21 protein-coding genes are annotated in these 20,966 nt (G+C 74.1%); 12 read left to right on the top strand and 9 right to left on the bottom strand.

The features are described from left to right. Nucleotides 1–5: 5 nt before the first annotated feature. Nucleotides 6–368, bottom strand: a complete 363-nt coding sequence (locus ACFHW0_RS04820; protein WP_416605691.1) for an STAS domain-containing protein — start codon at nt 366–368, stop codon at nt 6–8. A gap of 165 nt (nt 369–533) precedes the next feature. Between ACFHW0_RS04820 and ACFHW0_RS04825 the strand changes: the two genes are divergently transcribed. Genes ACFHW0_RS04825 through ACFHW0_RS04835 form a run of 3 tightly spaced genes read left to right on the top strand, consistent with a single transcriptional unit; the run spans nt 534 to nt 2,243 of the window. Beyond that, nucleotides 534–1,091, top strand: coding sequence for a hypothetical protein (locus tag ACFHW0_RS04825; protein WP_416605692.1), 558 nt, complete (start codon nt 534–536; stop codon nt 1,089–1,091). Then, a complete protein-coding gene (locus ACFHW0_RS04830; protein WP_416605693.1) occupies nt 1,088–1,582 on the top strand; it encodes a thiol-disulfide oxidoreductase DCC family protein in 495 nt (164 codons plus the stop codon). The genes ACFHW0_RS04825 and ACFHW0_RS04830 overlap by 4 nt, the downstream gene beginning before the upstream one ends. Continuing rightward, entirely contained in the window at nt 1,545–2,243 is a 699-nt protein-coding gene (locus ACFHW0_RS04835; protein WP_416605695.1) for a TetR family transcriptional regulator, read from the top strand. Before ACFHW0_RS04830 ends, ACFHW0_RS04835 begins: the two co-directional genes overlap by 38 nt. A 200-nt stretch (nt 2,244–2,443) precedes the next feature. Here the strand turns inward: ACFHW0_RS04835 and ACFHW0_RS04840 are convergent, their stop codons facing one another. Then, nucleotides 2,444–3,106 (bottom strand): GNAT family N-acetyltransferase, encoded by a 663-nt coding sequence (locus ACFHW0_RS04840; protein ID WP_416605697.1) that lies wholly within the window; start codon nt 3,104–3,106, stop codon nt 2,444–2,446. Nucleotides 3,107–3,433: 327 nt separating this feature from the next. Between ACFHW0_RS04840 and ACFHW0_RS04845 the strand changes: the two genes are divergently transcribed. Beyond that, nucleotides 3,434–3,625 (top strand): DNA repair protein, encoded by a 192-nt coding sequence (locus ACFHW0_RS04845; protein ID WP_416605698.1) that lies wholly within the window; start codon nt 3,434–3,436, stop codon nt 3,623–3,625. Nucleotides 3,626–3,745: 120 nt separating this feature from the next. Next, nucleotides 3,746–4,264, top strand: a complete 519-nt coding sequence (locus ACFHW0_RS04850) for a hypothetical protein (protein ID WP_416605700.1) — start codon at nt 3,746–3,748, stop codon at nt 4,262–4,264. Between the two features lie 6 nt (nt 4,265–4,270). Here the strand turns inward: ACFHW0_RS04850 and ACFHW0_RS04855 are convergent, their stop codons facing one another. After that, a complete protein-coding gene (locus ACFHW0_RS04855) occupies nt 4,271–4,996 on the bottom strand; it encodes a Clp protease N-terminal domain-containing protein (protein ID WP_416605702.1) in 726 nt (241 codons plus the stop codon). A 204-nt stretch (nt 4,997–5,200) separates the two neighbouring features. Here ACFHW0_RS04855 and ACFHW0_RS04860 point away from each other — a divergent pair, with 204 nt between their 5' ends. Further along, complete coding sequence (locus ACFHW0_RS04860; protein WP_416605703.1) at nt 5,201–6,169, top strand: peptidoglycan DD-metalloendopeptidase family protein; 969 nt, start codon at nt 5,201–5,203, stop codon at nt 6,167–6,169. A 9-nt stretch (nt 6,170–6,178) separates the two neighbouring features. Here ACFHW0_RS04860 and ACFHW0_RS04865 read toward each other — a convergent pair whose 3' ends face one another. From ACFHW0_RS04865 to ACFHW0_RS04890, 6 genes are all read right to left on the bottom strand, one after another. Further along, nucleotides 6,179–6,784, bottom strand: a complete 606-nt coding sequence (locus ACFHW0_RS04865; RefSeq protein ID WP_416605705.1) for a response regulator transcription factor — start codon at nt 6,782–6,784, stop codon at nt 6,179–6,181. Beyond that, nucleotides 6,781–7,971, bottom strand: a complete 1,191-nt coding sequence (locus tag ACFHW0_RS04870; RefSeq protein WP_416605706.1) for a sensor histidine kinase — start codon at nt 7,969–7,971, stop codon at nt 6,781–6,783. Before ACFHW0_RS04870 ends, ACFHW0_RS04865 begins: the two co-directional genes overlap by 4 nt. Continuing rightward, on the bottom strand, nt 7,968–8,792 hold the full coding sequence (locus tag ACFHW0_RS04875) for an ABC transporter permease (protein ID WP_416605708.1): 825 nt from the start codon (nt 8,790–8,792) through the stop codon (nt 7,968–7,970). Before ACFHW0_RS04875 ends, ACFHW0_RS04870 begins: the two co-directional genes overlap by 4 nt. Before the next feature lie 8 nt (nt 8,793–8,800). Continuing rightward, a complete protein-coding gene (locus ACFHW0_RS04880; RefSeq protein WP_416605709.1) occupies nt 8,801–9,733 on the bottom strand; it encodes an ABC transporter ATP-binding protein in 933 nt (310 codons plus the stop codon). 127 nt (nt 9,734–9,860) lie between these two features. After that, a complete protein-coding gene (locus ACFHW0_RS04885) occupies nt 9,861–11,339 on the bottom strand; it encodes an amidase (protein WP_416605711.1) in 1,479 nt (492 codons plus the stop codon). Nucleotide 11,340: 1 nt separating this feature from the next. After that, nucleotides 11,341–11,571, bottom strand: coding sequence for a hypothetical protein (locus ACFHW0_RS04890; protein WP_416605712.1), 231 nt, complete (start codon nt 11,569–11,571; stop codon nt 11,341–11,343). Nucleotides 11,572–11,801: 230 nt separating this feature from the next. Here ACFHW0_RS04890 and ACFHW0_RS04895 point away from each other — a divergent pair, with 230 nt between their 5' ends. The 6 genes from ACFHW0_RS04895 to ACFHW0_RS04920 all read left to right on the top strand — a co-directional run bounded on the left by ACFHW0_RS04895 (nt 11,802) and on the right by ACFHW0_RS04920 (nt 20,256). Further along, nucleotides 11,802–12,746: an ABC transporter ATP-binding protein gene (locus ACFHW0_RS04895; RefSeq protein WP_416605714.1), complete on the top strand. Its 945-nt coding sequence runs from the start codon at nt 11,802–11,804 to the stop codon at nt 12,744–12,746. After that, nucleotides 12,746–13,507 carry an ABC transporter permease gene (locus ACFHW0_RS04900; RefSeq protein WP_416605715.1) on the top strand — a complete coding sequence of 254 codons (762 nt, stop codon included), beginning with the start codon at nt 12,746–12,748 and terminating at the stop codon, nt 13,505–13,507. Before ACFHW0_RS04895 ends, ACFHW0_RS04900 begins: the two co-directional genes overlap by 1 nt. Nucleotides 13,508–13,584: 77 nt before the next feature. Beyond that, a complete protein-coding gene (locus ACFHW0_RS04905) occupies nt 13,585–14,406 on the top strand; it encodes a hypothetical protein (RefSeq protein WP_416605716.1) in 822 nt (273 codons plus the stop codon). Nucleotides 14,407–14,410: 4 nt separating this feature from the next. Then, nucleotides 14,411–16,201 (top strand): non-ribosomal peptide synthetase, encoded by a 1,791-nt coding sequence (locus ACFHW0_RS04910; RefSeq protein ID WP_416605717.1) that lies wholly within the window; start codon nt 14,411–14,413, stop codon nt 16,199–16,201. 2 nt (nt 16,202–16,203) lie between these two features. Then, nucleotides 16,204–19,209, top strand: a complete 3,006-nt coding sequence (locus tag ACFHW0_RS04915; RefSeq protein ID WP_416605718.1) for a condensation domain-containing protein — start codon at nt 16,204–16,206, stop codon at nt 19,207–19,209. A 51-nt stretch (nt 19,210–19,260) separates the two neighbouring features. Beyond that, on the top strand, nt 19,261–20,256 hold the full coding sequence (locus ACFHW0_RS04920; protein ID WP_416605719.1) for a TauD/TfdA family dioxygenase: 996 nt from the start codon (nt 19,261–19,263) through the stop codon (nt 20,254–20,256). The last annotated feature ends 710 nt before the right edge of the window (nt 20,257–20,966 follow it).

Genomic DNA, 20,966 nt, shown 5'->3' on the forward strand with positions numbered 1-20,966 from the left:
GCCGGTCAGTCCAGCCCGCGCCACCCGCGCGCGACGGGCCGACCGGCGTCGGAGTCGGAGTCGGCGAGCCCGAGCAGGGGGCCGACCCCGGTGATCCGCAGGACCCGCGCCACGCCCGGCTGCGGGCCGGTCACCCGCAGCGTCACGTCGCGCTCGCGGCCGACGGAGACGCCGTGCACCAGGACGCGTACGGCGCTGGAGTCCAGGAACCGCACGGCGGCGAGGTCGACGACGACCTCCCCGACGCCGGGCCGGCGCAGTGCCTCGGTGAGCGTCGCCTCGAACTCGCCGGCGGTGGCCATGTCGATCTCACCGGCCGGGCGCAGGACCACCCGCCCCGGCTCCGCGTTCCGCTCGCCCCGGTCCATGGCCGCCTCACCGTCGAAGGACGCGCCGGCACCGGCGCGACTCGACCATACCGACCCCCGCCCGGCCGGGCCACGCCGACGGCCGCGAGAGCCACTTGAACGTGTTCAAGAAGTCGCCTACGCTGAGGCGACCAGATTTGAACACGTTCAAGAGAGGCGTCGGCGATGGACACGAAGGTCTGGATGTACCTGGTCTACCTGGCGATCAGCATCGGGCTGACCGTCTGGGTGGCCCGGGCACTGTCGCGCAACGGGCTGGTCTTCCTGGAGGAGGTCTTCGCCGACGAACGGCTGGCCAGGGCCGTGAACAGCCTGCTCGTCGTCGGTTTCTACCTGCTCAACCTCGGCTACGTCACCGTGGCCATGAAGCACCCCGGCCCGGTCGGGTCCACCGCCCAGGCCATGGAGGAGCTCTCCCTCAAGATCGGCCTGGTGCTGCTGGTCCTCGGCGCGCTGCACTTCTTCAACGTCTTCGCGCTCGGCCGGTACCGCCGTGGCCGGCTGCGCCAGTTCGCCACCCACCCGCCGCTCGCGCCGGTCGGCCGGCTGCCGATGCCGCCGCCCGCGCCGCGCGGCGCCCACCCCGCCGGTCCGCACCCGGCCGGCGCCCACCCCGCCGGTCCGCACCCGGCCGGCGCCCACCCCGTCGGTCCGCACCCGGCCGGTCGGCCGGCGGGCCCGGGGGCGGAGACCGGGCCGGCCGGCAGCCCGCCGGTCCGATGACCACCAGGCCCGTCGGCGGGTCGGGCGGATTCCCGGACGCCACCGCGCACGGGGGCGGTGGCGTCCGGGGGTTCACGGTCCTCTACGACGCGCACTGCCCACTCTGCCGGTCCGCCCGGCGCTGGCTGGCGCCCCGCGCCCAGCTCGTACCCCTGGAGTTCGTGCCGGCCGGCTCGGCCGAGGCCCGCCGGCGCTTCCCCGGCCTGGACCACGACGCCACGCTGCGCGACCTCACCGTGGTGGCGGACACCGGCGAGGTGTACGCGGGCGACGGCGCGTGGTTCGCCTGCCTCTGGGCCCTGGCCGACCACCGGGGCACCGCCGAGCGGCTGGCCCGACCGCACCTGCTCCCCCTCGCCCGGCGGGTGGTCGCCGCCGCCTCCTCGGTCCGGGAACGCGTTCGCGACCCGTTGGCGGAGTCGGGCGACGACCTGGCGGGATACGGTGACCCCGATGACCGAGCAGACTGCGCCGACGACCGCTGCGGGTGAGCCGGCGACCGCGCGCGGCGAGCAGACCCGGCAGCTCATCCTGGACACCGCCATGCGGCTGTTCCGCGAGCGCGGGTACGCCCGGACCACCATGCGCGCCATCGCCCAGGAGGCCGGGGTGGCGGTGGGCAACGCCTACTACTACTTCGGTTCCAAGGAACACCTGATCCAGGAGTTCTACGCCCGCGCCCAGACGGAGCACCGGGCGGCGGCCGCTCCGGTGCTCGCCCGGGAAGCCGACCTCGCCGCCCGGCTGGCCGGGGTGATGCACGCCGGGATCGACGTGCTCACCCCGTCGCACGCCTTCGCCGCCAGCTTCTTCAAGACGGCGGCGGAGCCGACCTCCCCGCTGAGCCCCTTCTCGGCGGAGTCGTCCGGCCCGCGCGAGGCGGCGATCGGCCTCTTCGCCGAGGCGCTCGACGGCTCCACCGCCCGGGTCGACCCGGAGTTGCGCCCGCACCTGCCGGAGCTGCTCTGGCTGGCGTACATGGGAGTGGTGCTCTACTGGGTCTACGACCGCTCGCCCGGCCAGACCCGCACCCGGCAGCTGATCGACGGCGCCGTGCCGTTGGTCGACCGGCTGGTGGGGCTGTCCCGGTTGCGCGTGCTGCGCCCGGTCACCCGGCAGGTGCTCGACCTCATTCGTACGCTGCGTCACTGACCCTCGTGACGCCATCCTCCGAATAGTCGCAGGTCAAGTCCGCTATTCGACACCCGGATCGCACCTACGGCACCTTGTCTTCACCGTCACGACTACGTAGCGTGATTGGTGCGTACGTCACCCGCGGGACCCTGGGGGGAGACTGCGGACCGTGGATCCGGCCCGGGATCCACGGTCCGCGCCCGCCGCCGTGCTCGCCCTCAGGGCGGGTAGACGCCGAACGAGCGCCAGCCCCGGTCGGGAAAGCCTCCGGCGGCCGCCACCCGGGCGGAGGCGGTGTTGGCGGGGTCGTGCAGGTACGTCGGGACGGCCCCCTCGTCGAGCACCCGACGCGCCGCCTGGGCGACCAGCCGCCGGGCCAGCCCCCGCCCCCGGGCCGCCGGCACGGTACCGACGGCCAGTTCGTGGCCGTACGCGTCGTGCCGCTTGATCCCGACCCCGGCCAGGTAGTGCCCCCGGGCGTCGCGCACCACGAGCACCGGGCGGTCGAACACGCGGAGCCAGGGCGGCAGCCCGGCGGCCCCCGAGGGCGTCCACTCCCCCACGTCCGGCAGTGGGGCCGGCGCCCCGCTCCACCGGAACACGCTGTCGTGCACCGCCCAGCCGGGTCCCGCCACCGCGGCGGGCAGTTCCGCAAGCGGCGGCCCGCCCGGCCGTCGGGCCCACTCGCGCACCGCCGCGACCCGGTCGGGGGGCACCGAGAGCACGGTGCTCGCGCCGGCGGTCACCGCGACGGCCGGCCGGAGCCGGCCGTCCCAGGCCGGTCGGGCCCGTCGGTGCGAGCCGACCACGTGCAGCCCGGGCCCCGCCGGCCACTGGCCGAGCCAGCTCGCCAGGTGCAGGTGCAGCCGCCGGTCGGACATCGCCGGTCACCTCCCCGCGGCCGTCGGTGGTCACCCGGCGTCCGGGCCGCCGACGCCCGGCCCGCCTCGCCGACGATCACCGTACGCGGGCGCGGCGGCCCCGCGTGACGGAACCCGTCCGGGGCGGGCGACCGGGCGCCCGACGGGCCCGGCGTCGGGGGACGCGCCCCGACGCGAGGGTTGGGTGGCGCGGCGGGCGGGTAGACGTACCGGCACGCCGACGGCCGCGTTTTCGGGAGACGGCGGCAGATCACGGGAACCGGACGCATCGATCTGTCGTCATATTCATTTTCATACATGGACAACTTTGTTTGGGACGGTATGGTCATGCCGAATCAGCCGAACGACCGGTACCACCAGGATCCCGAGCGACTCTGGCGGGCCACCGAGGCCGCCGGGCGGTTCCCGGCCCAGTCGGCGTACCGGGGTCACCGCGCCGGGACCGGGGCGCTCTCGTGGAGCGAGGTGAACAAGCAGCCCGCCGGCGCCTCCTCGCGCGGCGGCCTGAACACCCGCTGACCGCTGCGCGCGGCGGGGCGGCCGCGACACACCCGGACGGTCCACCGGCGGCTTTCGCACACCTGTCGGGTAATTTCTTCTGGTCCGGCATCCCGGCCTACGACAGGAGAAGCTCCGCGCATGGGCAAGAAGACGATCCACGTCTCCGACTTCAGCGGCACGGTCATCCAGCCCGACGACGAGGTGGTCCGCGTCGTCGTCCTGGAGCACCCTGACCTGGTCGCGGGGCCCGTGCGGTTGGACGCCACCCCGGTCGAGGTGGAGGGCATCGACGACGCCGCGCTGGACGTGGCGGTGGTCGAGATCCACGACCGGCACGGCGACGGCGAGCCGCGCCGGGTGGTGCTCACCGCGAGCGAGTTCGACGCGATGGCGACCGACGTGCCGATGGCGCAGCTGCTGAAGACGGCCGAGCGGGTCCGCCCGCCCAAGGCCCGCAAGGGTGCGGAACGGGTCGACTACGGCACGATCGAGCACGCCGGCCGACCGCACCGGGGCCGGGTCACCGAGGAGGAGGCCCGGCTGGTGCGCGAGCGGCTCGACGAGGTCAACAAGCGGCTCGCCGACGCCGGGATCCGCCAGGTCGACCCGACGGACCCCGAGCACGCCACCCGCTACGGCTTCCCGGCCGCGCCCTGAGGCGGGTCATTCCCGGACCTGGACGGCCCGCAGGGCCGCCGCCACCCACTCCTCGGTCGCGGCCTTGGTCACGCCGAGCCCGCTGAGGACCCCGGCGCCGTTCTCGTGCTCCAGCAGCGCGAGCAGGATGTGCTCGGTGCCGATGTAGTTGTGCCCCAGCCGCAGGGCCTCCCGGAAGGTCAGCTCCAGCGCCTTCTTGCCCTGGGCGTCGTACGGGATCAGGTCGGGCACCTCGGCGGCCGACGGCGGCAGCGCGGCCGTCACGGCCTCGCGTACGCGCTCCAGCGGCACCCCCTGGGCGACGATCGCCTTCGCGGCCAGGGCCTCCGGCTCGCTGAGCAGCCCCAGCACCAGGTGCTCGGGGCGGATCTCGGCGTGCCCGGTGGCCCTGGCCTCGTTCTGCGAGGCCATCACCGTGTTGCGGGCGCGCGGGGTGAAGCGGTTGAAGCCCTGCTGCGGATCGAGCGGCGGATCGTCGGCCTTCGGCACGAAGCGCTTCTGCGCCGCCTGCTTGCTGACGCCCATGCTGCGGCCGATCTCGGTCCAGGACGCGCCGGAGCGACGGGCCTGGTCGACGAAGTGGCCGATCAGGTGGTCGGCGACCTCGCCGAGATGGTCGGCGGCGATGACCGCGTCGGTGAGCTGGTCGAGCGCGTCGGGGTGCGCCCTCTTGATCGCCCGGATGAGGTCGTCCAGACGTACCGGGTTGTTCATCTGCACTGGTTCCGTCATGCGTCAACCATAGGTTGACGACGCTCAGTCGTCAACCCAAAGTTGACGAGGCGATACGCAGCGCCCCCGGGTCGCCGACCCCGGCGGATGACGGTGCGTGACGGGTCGTAGGAAAGTTCCACCATTGCCTCGGCGGATATAGAAGATTTACGATCCGGTCTCCATCGTCCAACCGCCCCCCGCGGGACGAACATCGGAGGCAACATGTGTGACGCACCGGAGACAGCCGGCCTGAGCCACGTACCGGCCCGGCGCCGCACCCTCCTCACCGCGCTCGGCGTGGGCGTGGGGATCGGGGTCGTCGGCCTGCCCAGCCCCGCGCAGGCCGCCGCCGGCGCCTGGAGCAACCCGACGCGTGGCACGCTGACCTCCGGCTACAAGAGCCCCAGCCGCCCCGGACACCTGGGCTGGGACGTGGCCAACAGCCAGGGCACCCCGGTCTACGCCGCCGCCGCCGGCACCGTCCGGGACGTCAGGACGAACTCGTACCCGGGCGACACGACGAGCGGCCCCCTGGGCGGACGCACCGGCAACAGCGTCCACCTCAACCACGCCGACAGCTACTTCTCCTACTACGGCCACCTGCACCGGGTGCTGGTCAGCGCCGGCCAGCAGATCAGCTGCGGCCAGTTGATCGGCCTGATGGGCACCACCGGCAACTCGACCGGCCCGCACCTGCACTTCGAGATCCACCGCCCCCGGCTGACCTCGCTCGATCCCCGGGTCTTCCTGGCCAACCGGGGGATCACCCTCGGCTCGACGGCCCCGCTGGGCAGCACCGGCTACCCGAGCGTCGGGCAGGGCGCGTCGGGGTGGGTGCCCCGGGTGATCCAGTACCTGCTGCGCGCGCGGGGCGTCTCCGTCGTGGTGGACGGTATCTACGGGCCGGGCTGCGCCGCCTCGGTCAGGTCGTTCCAGAGCGGCCGGGGCCTCTACGCCGACGGCCTGGTCGGCCCGATCACCTGGACCGCGCTCGTGCTGCCCCTGCGCGAGGGCAACTCCGGCGACCTGGTGCGCGGCCTGCAGACCGCGCTCAACGCCCGGGGCGCGAGCCTCCTCGTGGACGGCGACTTCGGGTCGGTCACCACCAGCGCGGTACGCGGCTTCCAGAGCCGCAACGGCCTCGTCGTCGACGGCCTCGTCGGCCCGGTGAGCTGGAGCGTGCTCATCTGAGCGGCCCCGTCAGAGCCAGCCGTTGTCCCGGGCGGTGCGGAACGCCTCCGCCCGGTTGGCCACCGCGAGCTTGCTGACCGCCGCCGAGAGGTGGTTGCGGACCGTGCCGGCCGACAGGTGGGTACGGCGGGCCACCTCCGCCACCGGCGTGTCGTACTCGGCCAGCCGGAGCACGTCCAGCTCGCGCGGCGTGAGCGGGCACTCGGGCGCGGTGAGCGCGTCGGCGGCCAGGGCCGGGTCGACGTACCGGCCGCCGGCGTGCACCCGGCGGATGACGTCGGCGAGCGTCCCGCCCGGCGCGCCCTTGGGCAGGAACCCCTTGGCCCCGGCCGCCAGCGCGCGTTGCAGGTGCGGCGGCCGGCCGTGCCCGGTCAGGATCACCACCTTGCAGGCGGGCAGGACGCGCGCCAGCTCGGCGGTCACCTCCAGCCCGTCCAGGGCCGGCATCTGGAGGTCCACCACGGCGACGTCCGGCCGGTGGGCGAGCGCGGCGGTCACGGCGGCCCGCCCGTCCGGCGCCTCGGTCACCACCTCCAGGTCGGACTCCAGGCCGAGCAGGGCCGCCAGGGCCGCCCGGATCAGGTCCTCGTCGTCGGCGAGCAGCACCCTGATCACGGGCGGGTCCGTACCGTCACGTCGAGACGGAACACCCCGTCGTCGATCCGGTGACGCAGAGTCCCCCCGGCCTCGGCCAGCCGCTCGGCCAGCCCGCGCAGCCCGAAGCTGTGCCGGTCCGGCGACGCCCCCTCGGCGCCGTCGTTCGTCATGGTCATCCGTACCTCGTCCTCGTCCTGGCTGATCTCGATGGTGCACCAGGTGGCCCGGCTGTGCCGCAGCACGTTGGTGCTGGCCTCCCGCAGCACCGCGACGAGCTGCCGGGCGATCTCCGACGGTACGTCGTCCGGCGGCAGCGCGACCGCGCAGCGGATGCCGGAGGAACGCAGCACCTGCTCCACCGCGGCGATCTGGTCCCCGAGGTCCACCGCACGGTACCCGTGCACCACCTCGCGCAGCTCGACCAGCGCCGACGCGGCCAGCCGCTGCACCTCGGCGGCCTCCCGGCTGGCCCGCCCGGCGTCCGTGGCCGCCAGCCGGGACGCCAGCTCGGCCTTGAGCGCGATGACCGAGAGGCTGTGCCCGAGCAGGTCGTGCACGTCGCGGGCGAACCGCAGCCGCTCCTCGGTGGCGGCGAGCCGGCCCTGGGCCGCCCGCCCCCGCTGCGCCTCGACGAGCAGCCCCCACAGCCAGAGCTGGAGGGCGTTCCACGCGGCCATGGAGAGGCCGGCGACCAGCACGATGGTGACCTGGCCGCGGACCGGGGCCCCGTTCCAGGCCGCCACCCCGGCGGCCGTCGCCAGGGACAGCAGCACCGCCGGAACAGCGACCCACCACTGCCGCAGCAGGGACACCGAGCCGATCACCGACGCGCCCAGGAACCCCCAGGTCGCCCACTCCGGCCCGCCCACGGGCCCGACCAGCGGTACGGAGAGCACGGCGGCCCAGACGAACCCGGCGAGCAGGCGGCGGCGCGTCGACTCGGCCAGCCACGGGGTGATCGCCCCGTACAGCGCCCCGCTCTGCGCGGCGACGAACAGGACGACGCCCACCGTCCCGGCGACCACCCAGCGGGGATCCTCCTCCCGCGACAGTCCGACTGCGGCCAGCAGCAGCGTGCCCAGGACGCCGCTGCCGACGGTGCTCAACGTGACGGCACGGGCGCGGCGCAGGCCGACGTCACGCTCGACCTGCGCCCGCTCCATGCTCACGCTCCCGATACCAGGTGGCGCGATGACCTCGATCATCCGTGCCGGGGCTCCCATCGGAAGTACCGGGCGGCCAGGAACAGCGACACCACCAGCCAGACCAGCAGCACCCCGAAGGAGGGCAGCGTCTCGACCAGCGTCGCGCCGAAGCTCAGGGCCTGGCCCTCGTCGGTGCGGGCGAGCCAGCCGACGCGCATGACCTCGGTGAACGGCCCGTTCGGCAGGAACCAGAGCACCCGCTCCAGCGACTCCGGCAACGCGCCGAGCGGCAGCAGCGCACCCGGCGTGGCCAGGAAGATCACCACGGTCGGCAGGGTGGTCAGCATGGCCGCCTCGGAGCTGCGGGTGATCGCGGAGAGCGCCGCCGAGAACGCCGCCATGATCGCGGAGCCGAACAGCAGCGCCACCGCCATCACCAGCGGGTTCTTCGGCATCGGCAGGCCCAGCACCAGGGTGGCGTAGCCCGCCAGCACGACGAACTGGGCGAGGAAGATCGCCACGGTGCTGCTGGCCGTGCCGAGCAGGATGGTGCGGTCCGAGGCGAGCCCCGCCCGCAGCCGCTTGAGCACCAGCTCCTGGCGGCGCGACGCGTACACGGTGGTCAGGTGGTGGTGCACCAGGAAGACCATGACCAGGGTGGTGATGCTGACGACCCGGCGGACGCCGGGCACCGCCTCGCCCCCGTACTCGCTGACGAGCAGGATGGCGATCATCAGCGGGGTCACCACGGACATGGCGGTGGCCGTCCAGTTGCGACGCAGCGCCAGCAGTTCCATCTTCAGCATCGCGGCCATCTGCCAGAGCGGCCTGGTCGCCCGGTCGCGCGGGGTGGCGGTGGTGGTGGTGCTCGGCGTCGTCATCGTCCCGCTCATCGGGCGGCCTCCGGTTCCGCGTGCTGGTCGGTCAGGTCGTGGTCGGCGGCGATGTCCAGGAAGACATCCTCCAGGGTGGCCGGTCGGGCCGACAGGGACGCCAGCCGGATGTCGCCCGCGTTGGCCCATTCGAGCAGCCGGGTGAGGTCGGTCTGGAGCTGGCGGGACTCGTACGTGACCCGGTCGCCCTCGACCAGGCGGGCGGCGTGCGGCAGGTCGGGAAGCGCGTCCGTCGCCGGCAGCCGGAAGCTGATCCGGGCCGGCAGGGTGCGCACGACGTCCTCCGGGGCGCCCGTGGCGACGATGCTGCCGCCCCGCATGATGGCCACCCGGCCGGCGAGGACCTCCGCCTCCTCCAGGTAGTGCGTGGTGAGCAGGACCGTGGTCCCACCCTTCTGGAGTTCCCGGACGACGTCCCAGGTGCGGCGCCGGGAGGCCGGGTCCATGCCGGTGGTCGGCTCGTCGAGGAAGAGCACCTCCGGCCGGCCGAGCACGGCCAGCGCCAGCTCCAACCGCCGGCCCTCGCCGCCGGAGAGCTGCTCGACCGCCACGTTCATCCGGCCGGCGAGGTCGACCAGTTCCAGCACCTCACCGACCGTCTGCGGCCGGACGGTGAGGGAGCGCCAGATCTCCACCGTCTCCCGGACGGTCAGCGCGCCGGTGAACCCGCCGTGCTGGAGCATCACCCCCGTCCGGGGACGCAGCGCGGCCCGGTCGCGCACCGGATCCAGCCCGAGCACCCGGACGCGGCCGGAGGTGGCCGGTTGCAGTCCCTCCAGGACCTCGATGGTGGTGGTCTTACCGGCACCGTTGGTGCCCAGCAGGGCGAACAGCTCGCCCCGGCGGATCCGCAGCGAGATCCCGCGCACCGCCTCGAACTCCCCGTAGCTGCGGCGCAGCCCGTCCACTTCGATCACGACGTCATCCATGCTTCACAGGCTGCCGTCGACCGGCGACAGAACCAACCCCCGCCGCGTCACGTCCCGACCGTGTCGTACGCATGCCTCACCCGTGCGATCCCCACGTGTGCGACGCCCGCCGCCGTCGGGCTCGCGCTCACCCGCCGGTCGCGGCGAACGGCGGCACGTCCACCGGGAGTTCCGGCAGCACCCCGGCGAGGGCCTGCACCTTCGTCCACGTCATGGTCACCTGGTCGAGGTCCCCCTCGCCCAGCGGGACGCCCAGCTCGCCGAACGCCTGGGCCAGGCGCTCCCGCCGGACGGGGTCGACGCCGTCGGTGGGCACCTCCGGGGAGCAGACGCCCGCGAGGTCCGTCACGACCTCCAACTTCGGCTCGCGCTCGTGCCAGCCCGTACGCCGCTGGTAGACGTCGGCGACGGCGGCCAGCTCGAAGTCGCGACCGGGGGCGGCGGCCAGTTGCAGCGACAGCGGCAGCCCGTCGCCGTCGGCCCCCATCGGCAGCGCCAGCGCGGGGAAGCCGACCGCGCTCCAGATGCTGGGCAGGAAGGAGATCGTCTGGAGGCTCGCCTGGTCGTCGTAGCGGGGGGCGGCGGACGGCCAGGCGGGCGTGGCGATGACGTCGACGTCGCGCAACCGTGACCGCAGGACCCCGGCACCCCACCCGCGCACCCGCTGGGCCCGCAGGTACGTCTCCGCCGGGAGCACGCCGCCGAGCGCGACGTTCCACCGGAACGGCCGGCCGTAGTCGTTCCAACGCGCCCGGAACTGCGCCCCGTGCACCTCGAACGCCTCCACCAGCATCGTCACGAGCTGCGCGGCGAAGAGCGGGAACGCCTCGTCGAAGGGCACGTCGACGATCTCCGCGCCGGCGGCCCGCAGCTCGTCGAGCGCGGCGTCGAAGGCGGCGGCGGTGTCGTCGGTCAGCGCGGCGGCGTACCGCACGAGGTCGCCCGGGACGCCGACGCGGACGCCCGCGAGGTCGGCGAGCGCCGGCCGGGACAGCTCCGCGGGCCGGTCCGCCATCACGGCGAGCAGCCGCGCGCACTCCCGGGCCGTACGGGCCAGCGGACCCGCCGTCTCGACCGACCGCGCCAGCGGGCGGATGCCCGCCGCCGGCAGGAGACCCTGCGTCGGCTTCAGCCCGGTCACGCCGCACAGCGCGGCCGGGATCCGGATGCTGCCGTTGCTGTCGGTGCCGACACCCGCGTCGAAGAACCCGGCGGGGATGCCGTTGGCGCTGCCGCAGCTCGACCCGCCGGTCCACCGGTGGGGGTCCCACGGGTTGCGCGGCACCGGGAAGGACGCGTCCGGGTCCGGCCGGGACAATGCGTGCTCCGCCATCGTGGTCTTGCCCACGATCACGGCGCCCGCCGCGCGCAGCCGGGCCACCACTGTCGCGTCGCGGTCGGCCCACCAGCTCGCGTCGTGCACGACGCTCTGGCAGGTGCTCGGCGCGCCGGCGACGGCGACGACGTCCTTGACGCCGATCAGCGTGCCGCGCAGCGGCCCGTCCGTACCGGGGTCGTCGATCGGGAAGCGGTGCAGGAAGGTGCCGAGCATCGGCCCGAGCCGGTCGGCCCGCTCGGCGGCGGCGGCGGCGGTGAGACGGTCCATGTCAGCCCACCACCGGGTGATCGGGCCGGCCGGTCGCGACGGTTCGCGGGGCGGCGGAAACGACGGGCCGATTACCGGCCAATTCCCGTTCGGTGCCCGTCGCGGTTTCCCGGAAAAAGTCGATGTGTGGAAAGGCGAACAACTCGGCCGTGGCGTCGTCACGACCCATGACATCCGTTCCCGCGTCGACGGTCGACGAATGGCCGTCACCGTTCCGCTTCTGACGTGTCACGAACACCTCCCCGCACAGGCCACGGAATGCGCAGCCCAGGACCACGACAGGTCCGACGATGGCGGGTACGGCCATCCCGGGGTAACCCCTACGGTCACCCCTCACCACCCCGGAATAAGGCGCCTCGGACGCCGGTTCTCGCGGCGGCGGCCCCGGTATTCCTGGCTCCCCGCTCCCTAGCGCTGCTAAATACTATTCGCATACCCGCACCGATCTAAATGGGGAAATCAATGAGCAACGCAATCGGGAACCTCGTGGCCACACCCACGCTCGGTGCGGTGGACCCACAGGCGATCGACGTGGCGGACGTGCACAAGAGCTACGGCGACGTGCGGGCCGTCAACGGCATCGACCTGCGGATCGCTCCCGGCGAGGTGGTCGCGCTGCTCGGGCCCAACGGTGCGGGGAAGTCCACGCTCGTCGACATGATCCTGGGGCTGACCCGCCCCGACCGGGGCGAGATCCGCGTCTTCGGGCACACCCCCCGGGAGGCCATCACGCGGGGCGTCATCGGTGCGACGCTCCAGGACGGCGCGCTGCTCGACGACGTGTCGATCCGCGAGCTGCTCACGATGGTGGCGTCGCTGCACGCCGCCCCGCTGCCGATCGCCGAGGTGCTGCGCCGCACCGACCTCACCGACATCGCCGACCGCCGCAGCCGGCTCTCCGGCGGTCAGCGCCAGCGGCTGCGGCTGGCCATGACCCTCGTGTCCGACCCGAAGCTGCTGGTGCTGGACGAGCCGACGGTGGCGATGGACGTCGAGTCCCGCCACGTGTTCTGGGCCGCCATGCGGGAGTTCACCGACTCCGGGCGCACCGTGGTGTTCGCCTCCCACTACATGGAGGAGGCCGAGGAGTTCGCCGACCGGGTGGTGCTCGTCCAGGCCGGGAAGATCATCGCCGACGGCACGGTCACGGAGATCCGCTCCGTGGTGGCGGGGCGCTCGCTGTCGGCCACCGTCCCGGACGCGACGGTCGAGCAGCTACGCCAGCTGCCCGGCGTGATGACCGCCGAGGCCCGTGGCGAGCGCGTCGAGATCGTCAGTTCCGACTCCGACGCCACCGCCCGCGAGTTGTTCGCGCGCTTCCCCCAGGCGTACGACGTCGAGATCGGCGCCCTCGGCCTGGAACAGGCGTTCCTGGCCCTCACCGCGACGAAGGGCGGGGCCGCCTGATGAACGCCGCTTTCCTCAAGCTCGAAGTGAAGCGGGTGATCCGGGCCCGCAAGTTCTGGATCGCCGCGTTCCTGTTCCCGACGCTGCTCTACCTGATGCAGGCCAACCTGTTCGACATGATGCAGGCCAACATGTTCCGCGGTGGAGGCCGCGAAGGCACCGCCATCAACTTCAGCGAGCACCTGCTCGGCAGCCTCGCCGCCTTCGGCGCGCTCTTCGTCGCGCTGAACGTCGGCACCAGGGTGGCCATCGAGCGGTCCACGGGCTGGCAGCGTCAGCTGCGCATCACCCCCCTGTCGCCGACCTCCTACCTGGCGGCGAAGCTGGCCGCGGCGATGGTGGTGGCGCTGCCGGCGATCACGGCGGTGGCGCTCACCGGCGCGCTGTTGCAGGGCGTCCGGCTGCCGGTGGGCGGCTGGCTCCAACTGGTGCTCGGGGTATGGCTCGGCACGCTGCCGTTCGCGCTGCTGGGCGTCTTCATCGGCCAGGTCGCCACGGCCGAGAGCGTGCAGGTGCTCACCTCCGTCTCGCACATGCTGCTGGGCGTGCTCGGCGGCGCGCTGGTCCCGTCGGTCGCGTTCCCCGACTGGATGCAGACGATGTCCGCGATCATGCCGAGCCACTGGCTGGCCGAGATCGGCCACAGCCCGTTCGACGACAGCGCCCGGCTCGGGCTCGCGGTCCTGGTGCTCGCGGGCTGGACCGTCGTGCTCGGCGGCGCCGTGACCCTGCGGTACCTGAAGGACAGCGCCCGCGTCTGAGCGCCCGCGACCGGGAGGGCACGGGCCCGCACCCCTTAACGACGAACGTACGCACCGCTACGACGAGGGATCCCATCGTGAAGAAGAACTCCTGGCAGATACTGCGCAAGGGCGGACAGGGCGGCCTCACGCTCACCGTCGACTTCACCAGCACCGGCCGCACCCAGGCGTGCTTCCGGGACCTGGTCCCCCTGTTGAGCGCGCCCGGCGAGATCTGGGAGACCGTGGCACCCGCCTCCGGCGCGGAGGACACCATGTCCGGCGCCGACTACGTCGAGCGGTGGGCGAAGGGCGTACGCCGGCGGGAACGCACCGTCGACACCGTGATCGGCTACTGCGTGGGTGCGGTGTTCGCCGCCCCCCTCGCGGCCCGGCTGGCCGAGTCGCAGGACGAGGCGCCCCGGCTGGTCCTGCTGGACCCGGAGCTGCCGAACATCGTCGGGCTGTACCGGGACTTCCACGCCGCCGCGGACGCGCTGCGGACCATCCTCACCCCGGAGGAGATCGCCGCGTTCCACGCCGACGGCCAGGCGGTGCAGGAGAAGTACGGGCTCGAGGACCTCACCCTCATCGGTCCCGCGCTCGCCGGGATCTTCCGGGACGCGACCGAGGTGGCGGGCCGCCGGCTCGGCCTGGACGACGACGTCCGGGGCGAACTGGGCGGCAGCTTCGCGTCCTTCGTCGGCTACCTGCGGGCCGCGACGGAGATCGACCCCGCCCCGCAGTGGGCGACGGCGACGGCGATCACCTCCGCGCACTCGACCCAGCGCGGTCAGGGCTTCGGGCGCGCCATCGCGCTCGACGTCGACCACGACCAGATGCTGCGCCACCCCGACGTGGCCGCGACGGTCTCCGGCCTGATGACCGGCACGGACGCCGGTCTGCGGATCGCGGGGTAGCGCGGTGGCACCGGGCCCGGCGGGCGGTGAGCCCGCGCTCTTCACCGACCTGTTCGCGCAGCAGGTGCGGCGCACCCCGGACGCCACGGCGGTCGTGTGGGGCGAGAACCGCAGGACGTACGCCGAGCTGGACGCCGAGGCGAACCGGCTCGCGCACCGGCTGGTGTCGCTCGGCGCGGGCCCGGAGCGGCTCGTCGCGATCGGGATCCGCTCCGCGCACCTGGTGGTGGCCGCGCTGGCCACCCTCAAGGCCGGGGCGGCCTACCTCCCGCTGGACCTGAGCTACCCGCCGCAGCGGCTGGGGCACATGCTCACCGACGCACGGCCCATGCTGCTGCTGACCACCGGCGACGACCAGCACGCGGTGCCGGCCCACGACGTGCCGCGGGTCCTGCTCGACGAACCGGACGCGTACGCCGGCCAGCCGGACACCGACGTCACCGACGCCGACCGGCTCGCCCCGCTGCGGCCCGCCAACGTCGCGTACGTCATCTACACCTCCGGTTCCACCGGCAGCCCGAAGGGCGTGCTGATCGAGCACCGCCAGCTCGGCACGTACCTGCGCCACGTCGTGGCGTCCTACCCGGGCGTGCGCGGCCGGGCGCTGCTGCACTCCTCGTTCGCCTTCGACCTCACGGTCACCGCGTTCTACGCGCCGCTCATGACGGGCGGCTGCGTGCACCTCGGCGCCCTGGAGGAGATGGGCACGCCCGCCGCGGGACCGTCCGGGCAGCAGCGGCCCACGTTCGTCAAGGTGACGCCGTCGCACATCCCGCTGCTCACCGCGCTGCCCGCCGAGGCGTCCCCGACCGGGGAGCTGATGGCCGGTGGCGAGCTGCTGCTCGGCGAGACCGTCGACGCGTGGCGCCGCCGGCACCCCGGCGCGCGGGTGATCAACGAGTACGGCCCGACGGAGACGACCGTCGGGTGCAGCACGGTGGTCATCGAGCCCGACCAGCCGGTGCCGCCGGGGCCGCTGCCCATCGGCCAGCCCATGCCCGACGTGCGCTACCACGTGCTGGACGACGAGCTGCGCCCGGTGCCGATCGGCGAGATCGGCGAGCTGCACATCGCGGGCGGCCAGCTGGCCCGGGGCTACCTGGGCCGGCCGGGACTGACCGCCGAGCGGTTCCTGCCCGACCCGTACGGCCCGCCCGGCTCGCGCATGTACCGCTCGGGCGACCGGGTCCGACCCACCGAGGACGGCGAGTACGAGTTCTGCGGGCGGGTCGACACCCAGGCGAAGATCCGCGGTTACCGCATCGAGCTGGGCGAGATCGAGGCGGCGCTGCTGCGCCGTCCGGAGGTGCGGCACGCGGCGGCGGTGATCCGCACCGACGCCCCCGAGGTCAAGCAGCTCGTCGCGTACGTCGTGCCCGGGGCGGACGCGAAGGTCGACCCCGAGCAGGTGCGCAAGGACCTCGCCGAGACGCTGCCGGACTACATGGTGCCGAGCGCCGTGGTGAGCCTCGCGGCGCTGCCGCTGACCGTGAACGGCAAGCTCGACACGGCGGCCCTGCCGGCGCCGGAGGTCGCGGCGACGCCGGGCGGGCGGGCCCCGGCCGACGAGTTGCAGGCGCTGCTGTGCGAGCTCTTCGCCACCTACACGGCCGTCTCCTCGATCGGCGTCGACGACGACTTCTTCGTCCGGGGCGGCACCAGCCTCGGCGCCGCCCAACTCGTCAACGAGGCACGCAGACGCGGGCTCACGCTGTCGCTGCGCGACGTGCTGGAAAACCGGACCGTGGCGCGACTCGCCGAGGTCTGCGCCGACACCGACCGAGGGGACGAGTGAGCATGACCATCGCAGCCAGCAGGAAGGAAGCAGCCATGTGGCTGCTCGAGCGGCTGGTGCCGGACACCGGGGTCAACAACGTGGCGGTCGCCTTCGAGGTGGCCGGCCGGATCGACCGCGGACTGCTCACGGCGGCGCTGCGGGCGGTCCTGGCCCGCCACGAGGTGTTGCGCACGGTGTTCCGCTCCGACGACGCGACGCTGACCCGGGAGGTGCGCGGTCCCGACGAGGTCGACGTGCCCCTGGTGGAGATCGGGGCGGGCGACGACGGGAGGGACGCCGACCTGACCGCGTTCGCCGCCGAGCCCTTCGCCATCGACGGCCGCCCCCTGGTGCGGGCGGGCGTCCACGCGGGAGCGGACGGCGACGTGTGCTGCGTCGTCGTGCACCACCTGATCTTCGACGCCATGTCGACCACGATCCTGCTCCGCGAGCTGCTCGCCGGCTACGAGGCGCTCGCGGCGGGACGCCGGCCGGAGGACGCCCCGGTGGCCGCGCTCGCGGAGCGCGCGCCGGACGAGCGCAGCGTCGCGTACTGGCGCAAGAACCTCGACGGGCTGCGGGCCGCCGAGGCGGGCCTGTGGTGCGCCCGGCCGCCCGTCGGGGCGCCTTCCCTGCGCGCCCGGACCATCCACCACGATCTCTCCGCGCCGGCCCGTGCCGTGGTGTGCCGCTTCCAGCGCGAACTGCGCGCCTCCGAGGCCGTCGTGCTGCTCGCGGCGTACTCGGTGCTGCTCGCCCAGCACGGCGCGGGCTCCGACGTGGTCATCGGCACCCCGGTGAACGTCCGCGACCAGCGCAGCATGAGCGCCATCGGCTACCACGCGAACCTGGTGCCGCTGCGGGTCCGGGTCGACCCGGACGCCGACTTCCGCGCCGTCGTGAAGCAGACGCGCAGCACCTTCCTCGAGGCGATCAGCCACGCCGACGTACCGCTGGAGCACGTGTCCCCCGCCGTGCTCGGCGACGCGCCGTCGTCGTGGCGCAGCTCGTTCTTCCGGCACCTGTTCAACTACGTGCCCGGCACCGTCGACGCCTCCGCCACGCTGACCGGGATGCCGCTGCGCCACGTCATGGTCGAGAACGGCTACAGCCGCTTCGACCTGGAGTTCTTCATCATGCCGGGCGCGGAGGCGACCACCGTCCGCGCGGCGTTCTGCGTCGACGCCTTCGACGCGGCCGACGTCGGGCTGCTGCTGGAACGGTACGACGCGCTGCTCGTGCAGCTGGGCGACGACCTGGACCGGCCGGTGGCGCAGCTGTCCCGCCGGGGCGCGGGCGACCTCGCCCTGCCGGCGTCGCCGCCGGAGACGGCCACCACGGCGTCCGTGCTGGACGCCGTGCACGCGACGGTCGCCGCGAACCCGGACCTCGTCGCGGTGCAGGACGGCACGGACGCCGTCTCGTACGGCCGGCTGTGGTCGGCGGCGCTCGCCACCCGGGACCTGGTCGCGGCCTCGGACGGGAGCACGGTCGCGGTGCTGGCGCCGCGCGGCGCGGAGCTGGCCGCCGCGTGGCTCGGCGTGTGGCTGGCGGGCAAGCGCTGCGTCCTGCTCGACCCGACCCAGCCGATCCCCGACCTCGCCGCGCGGCTGGCCGACTCGGGTGCCGACCCGGTGCTGGCCGCCGAGGGCCTCCCGGTGCCCGGCGCGGTGCGCATCCCCGCCGTCCCCGGCGCCACCGACGCGGTCCGCACCGACGCGCCGTCCGGTCCCGGCCCGGACGCGGTGGCCTACCTGGAGTACCACCTCGACGCGCCCGCCCCGCTCGCGGTGACGGTCACCCACCGGGCCCTGGCCCGCGCCGTCGTGCGGCTCGCCGACCGGGTGGCCGCCACCGGGCCGGCCGTCACCGCCTGGCTGGGCAGCGCCGCCACCGACGCGGCGCTGACGGAGCTGCTGGTCGCGCTGACCACCGGCGGCCGGGTCGTCGTCGCCCCCGACGGGGCCCGCGCCGACGGCCACGCGCTCGGCGAGCTGCTGGAGCGGCACGGGGTGACCGTGGTGCAGGCGCCGCCGGCGGTGTGGCGCCGGGTGGTCGAGCACGCGGGCGCCCGGCTCGCGGGCCGCGCCGCCCTGGTGGCGCACGAACCGCTCCCCCGCCCGCTCGCCGCGCAGTTGCACGCCACCGGATGCACGCCGCACCACGGCTACGCCACGCACGGCGTCGCCGGGTACGCCGCGCTCGACGGCGGACGGGACTCCCCGGGTGTCCTCCCGGCCGCCCGCGTGTTCGTCACCGAGCCCGGCACCGGGCACGAGCTGGGCATCGGCGTACGCGGGGAGCTCTGCGTCGCGGGCGACACGCTGGCCGCCGGCTACCACGGCCGGCCGGAGCTGACCGCCGCGCGGTTCGGCGAGCACCCCACGTACGGGCGGTTCCACCGCACCGGCGACCTCGCGCGCCTGCTGCCGGACGGCCGGATCGACGTGGTCGGCCCCCTGTCGGCCCAGGTACGCGTCGCCGGCCAGCGGATCCACCTGCGCGACATCGAGTCCGTCCTCGCCGCCCATCCGGACGTGGAGGCGGTCGCCGCCGTCGGGTCCACCGGCGACGCGCAGGACGTCACGGTCGTCGCGTTCGTCGAGTCCCGCAAGCCCGACGTGGCGGAGCGGCTGCGCGAGCACGCCCGTGCCGCCCTGCCGCTCACGCCCGACCTGGTCGTGCTGAACCAGCTGCCGGTCACCGTGGCGGGCACCGTGGACCGCGCGGCCCTCGTCGCGCTCGCCGCGGCGAGGGCGTCGGCCGAGGCCGACCCGCCGGACGAGACGACCGTCGCCCTCGTGGGGATCTGGACCGAGATGCTCGACCGGCCGGGCCTGCACGCGGACTCGAACTTCTTCGCCAGCGGTGGCCACTCGCTGCTGGGCGCCCAGCTCGTGCAGCGGGTGCGGACCGAACTGTCGATGCCGGTACAGCTCGCCGACCTGTTCGCCAACCCGACGCCACGGCAGCTCGCGGAGCACCTGCAGGACGCGTTCTGGGACGACGACGAGGACGACGACTGACCGTTCGCTCAACCCCCACACCGTCTCGAACCTCAGCAGAGGAGGCTCGGCGTGACTGTCGACGTCCAGCCCACACGCAGTACCGACCGTTCGATCGTCCTGACCCGCGAGGAGAACATCGAGGTCGACACGATCGCCCGCTACCTGGCGGGCCGACCGCCGCGCCTGGTGGACTCGGCCGCCTGGCTCGAAACGGCCCGCGAACTCTCCAGCAACCTGCCCGTACGCCTGCGTCAGATGGTGCGGCGCTTCGCCTGGGACCCCGGGCCCGACGCCGTGCTGCTGGTGCGGAACCTGCCCGTGGACGCCGACGAGCTGCCCGACACGCCCACCGTGGCCGGCTCGGCGCAGCGGGAGTCCACCGTGCCCGCCGCCGCGCAGGTGCTGCTCGGGCTGCAACTCGGGGAGCTCATCGCCTTCAAGGAGGAGAAGGCCGGCGCGCTGGTGCAGGACGTCGTGCCGGTGCCGGGCATGGAGAAGTTCCAGGGCAACGCGGGCTCGGTGACGCTGTCCATGCACGTGGAGAACGCCTTCCACGTCTACCGCCCGGACTACGTCGGGCTGCACTGCCTGCGCAACGACCACGACAACGTGGCCGGGTTGCAGGTGACGTCGATCCGCAACGCCCTGCCACTGCTGTCCGAGCAGGTTCGCAAGGTGCTGCACGAGCCACGGTTCGTCACCGAACCGCCGGCGTCGTTCGGCGACCTGCGCAGCGCGCCGGAACCGCACGGCATCCTCAGCGGCAGCTTCGAGGACCCGGACATCCAGGTCGACTTCCAGAGTTCGTTCCCCCTCGACCCCGAGGCGGCGCAGGCGCTGTCGATGCTCGGCGACGCGCTGCGCACCGTCCGCCGGACGTTCATCCTGGAACCCGGTGACCTCGCGGTCGTCGACAACCGGCTGGCCCTGCACGGCCGGACCGAGTTCACGCCCCGCTACGACGGCCGCGACCGGTGGCTCCAGCGGATCTTCGTGCACCGCGACTTCCGGCGCTCCCGGGCCCTGCGCCCGCACGACGGGAACGTGCTCACCAGCGGCAACTGACGGCCCGCCCGGAAGGTCGACGCCGGGTCCGTACGCACGGACCAGCTCGTCGACGACGGACCGTGGGACGCGGTGGTGATCGGCGCCGGAACGCGGCAGCCGCACCACCGCGTCCGTGTCCCGCCCCGCGGACGCCGCCCACCGGCGACGACACCCGCCCGCGCAGCCTCCCGTCCGGCGCCGCGCAGGGCCCGCGGCGCGTCACGCAGGCCCCCGGCGCCGCGCGCCCGGACCGGTGCCGCGCGCCCCGACCGGCGCCGCGCGCCCCGACCGCGGTGTTCCGCCCCGCGGCGGGGCATGGCACCATTCGCACCTGACCGATCGGTGCGTTTCCCCGCGAGTACGCCATTCGCCTCCCGGCGCGAGGGTCGACCATTCCGCGACCCCGGGCCGCCCACCCCCGCCACATCCGCCGACCGGCGACTCCCGTCAATGCGTCGCGCGGTGCGCGGAATCGTCGCGCGCCGGGACGCGGCCTTTCGTGGCACGCCGGTCCCTCCCGCGCCCGGGCCGGAGGCGGTGGCCCGGGGCAGCCGGAACGCGGCGGCGGGAGAGCCGATCCCGGTCCACGCCGTTACCGATCCGCATTCGTGCGGGGCGCCGTTCCCGCACCGTGCGTGCGGGGATCATCAGACCTCTGTGACGGTCTCATGCCCCACCACCACCCGACAATGCCTGACCAGCAACTCCACACTGCCAACCCAATGACA

This window comes from Micromonospora sp. LOL_025 (genome assembly GCF_048060285.1).
GTDB lineage: Bacteria > Actinomycetota > Actinomycetes > Mycobacteriales > Micromonosporaceae > Micromonospora.

What these genes read in the sequence shown, in the direction of transcription:
- ACFHW0_RS04820 (WP_416605691.1), bottom strand. Translation starts at nt 368, where the DNA reads ATGGACCGGGGCGAGCGGAACGCGGAGCCGGGGCGGGTGGTCCTGCGC.
- ACFHW0_RS04825 (WP_416605692.1), top strand. Translation starts at nt 534, where the DNA reads ATGGACACGAAGGTCTGGATGTACCTGGTCTACCTGGCGATCAGCATC.
- ACFHW0_RS04830 (WP_416605693.1), top strand. Translation starts at nt 1,088, where the DNA reads ATGACCACCAGGCCCGTCGGCGGGTCGGGCGGATTCCCGGACGCCACC.
- ACFHW0_RS04835 (WP_416605695.1), top strand. Translation starts at nt 1,545, where the DNA reads ATGACCGAGCAGACTGCGCCGACGACCGCTGCGGGTGAGCCGGCGACC.
- ACFHW0_RS04840 (WP_416605697.1), bottom strand. Translation starts at nt 3,106, where the DNA reads ATGTCCGACCGGCGGCTGCACCTGCACCTGGCGAGCTGGCTCGGCCAG.
- ACFHW0_RS04845 (WP_416605698.1), top strand. Translation starts at nt 3,434, where the DNA reads ATGCCGAATCAGCCGAACGACCGGTACCACCAGGATCCCGAGCGACTC.
- ACFHW0_RS04850 (WP_416605700.1), top strand. Translation starts at nt 3,746, where the DNA reads ATGGGCAAGAAGACGATCCACGTCTCCGACTTCAGCGGCACGGTCATC.
- ACFHW0_RS04855 (WP_416605702.1), bottom strand. Translation starts at nt 4,996, where the DNA reads ATGACGGAACCAGTGCAGATGAACAACCCGGTACGTCTGGACGACCTC.
- ACFHW0_RS04860 (WP_416605703.1), top strand. Translation starts at nt 5,201, where the DNA reads ATGTGTGACGCACCGGAGACAGCCGGCCTGAGCCACGTACCGGCCCGG.
- ACFHW0_RS04870 (WP_416605706.1), bottom strand. Translation starts at nt 7,971, where the DNA reads ATGATCGAGGTCATCGCGCCACCTGGTATCGGGAGCGTGAGCATGGAG.
- ACFHW0_RS04875 (WP_416605708.1), bottom strand. Translation starts at nt 8,792, where the DNA reads ATGACGACGCCGAGCACCACCACCACCGCCACCCCGCGCGACCGGGCG.
- ACFHW0_RS04880 (WP_416605709.1), bottom strand. Translation starts at nt 9,733, where the DNA reads ATGGATGACGTCGTGATCGAAGTGGACGGGCTGCGCCGCAGCTACGGG.
- ACFHW0_RS04885 (WP_416605711.1), bottom strand. Translation starts at nt 11,339, where the DNA reads ATGGACCGTCTCACCGCCGCCGCCGCCGCCGAGCGGGCCGACCGGCTC.
- ACFHW0_RS04895 (WP_416605714.1), top strand. Translation starts at nt 11,802, where the DNA reads ATGAGCAACGCAATCGGGAACCTCGTGGCCACACCCACGCTCGGTGCG.
- ACFHW0_RS04900 (WP_416605715.1), top strand. Translation starts at nt 12,746, where the DNA reads ATGAACGCCGCTTTCCTCAAGCTCGAAGTGAAGCGGGTGATCCGGGCC.
- ACFHW0_RS04915 (WP_416605718.1), top strand. Translation starts at nt 16,204, where the DNA reads ATGACCATCGCAGCCAGCAGGAAGGAAGCAGCCATGTGGCTGCTCGAG.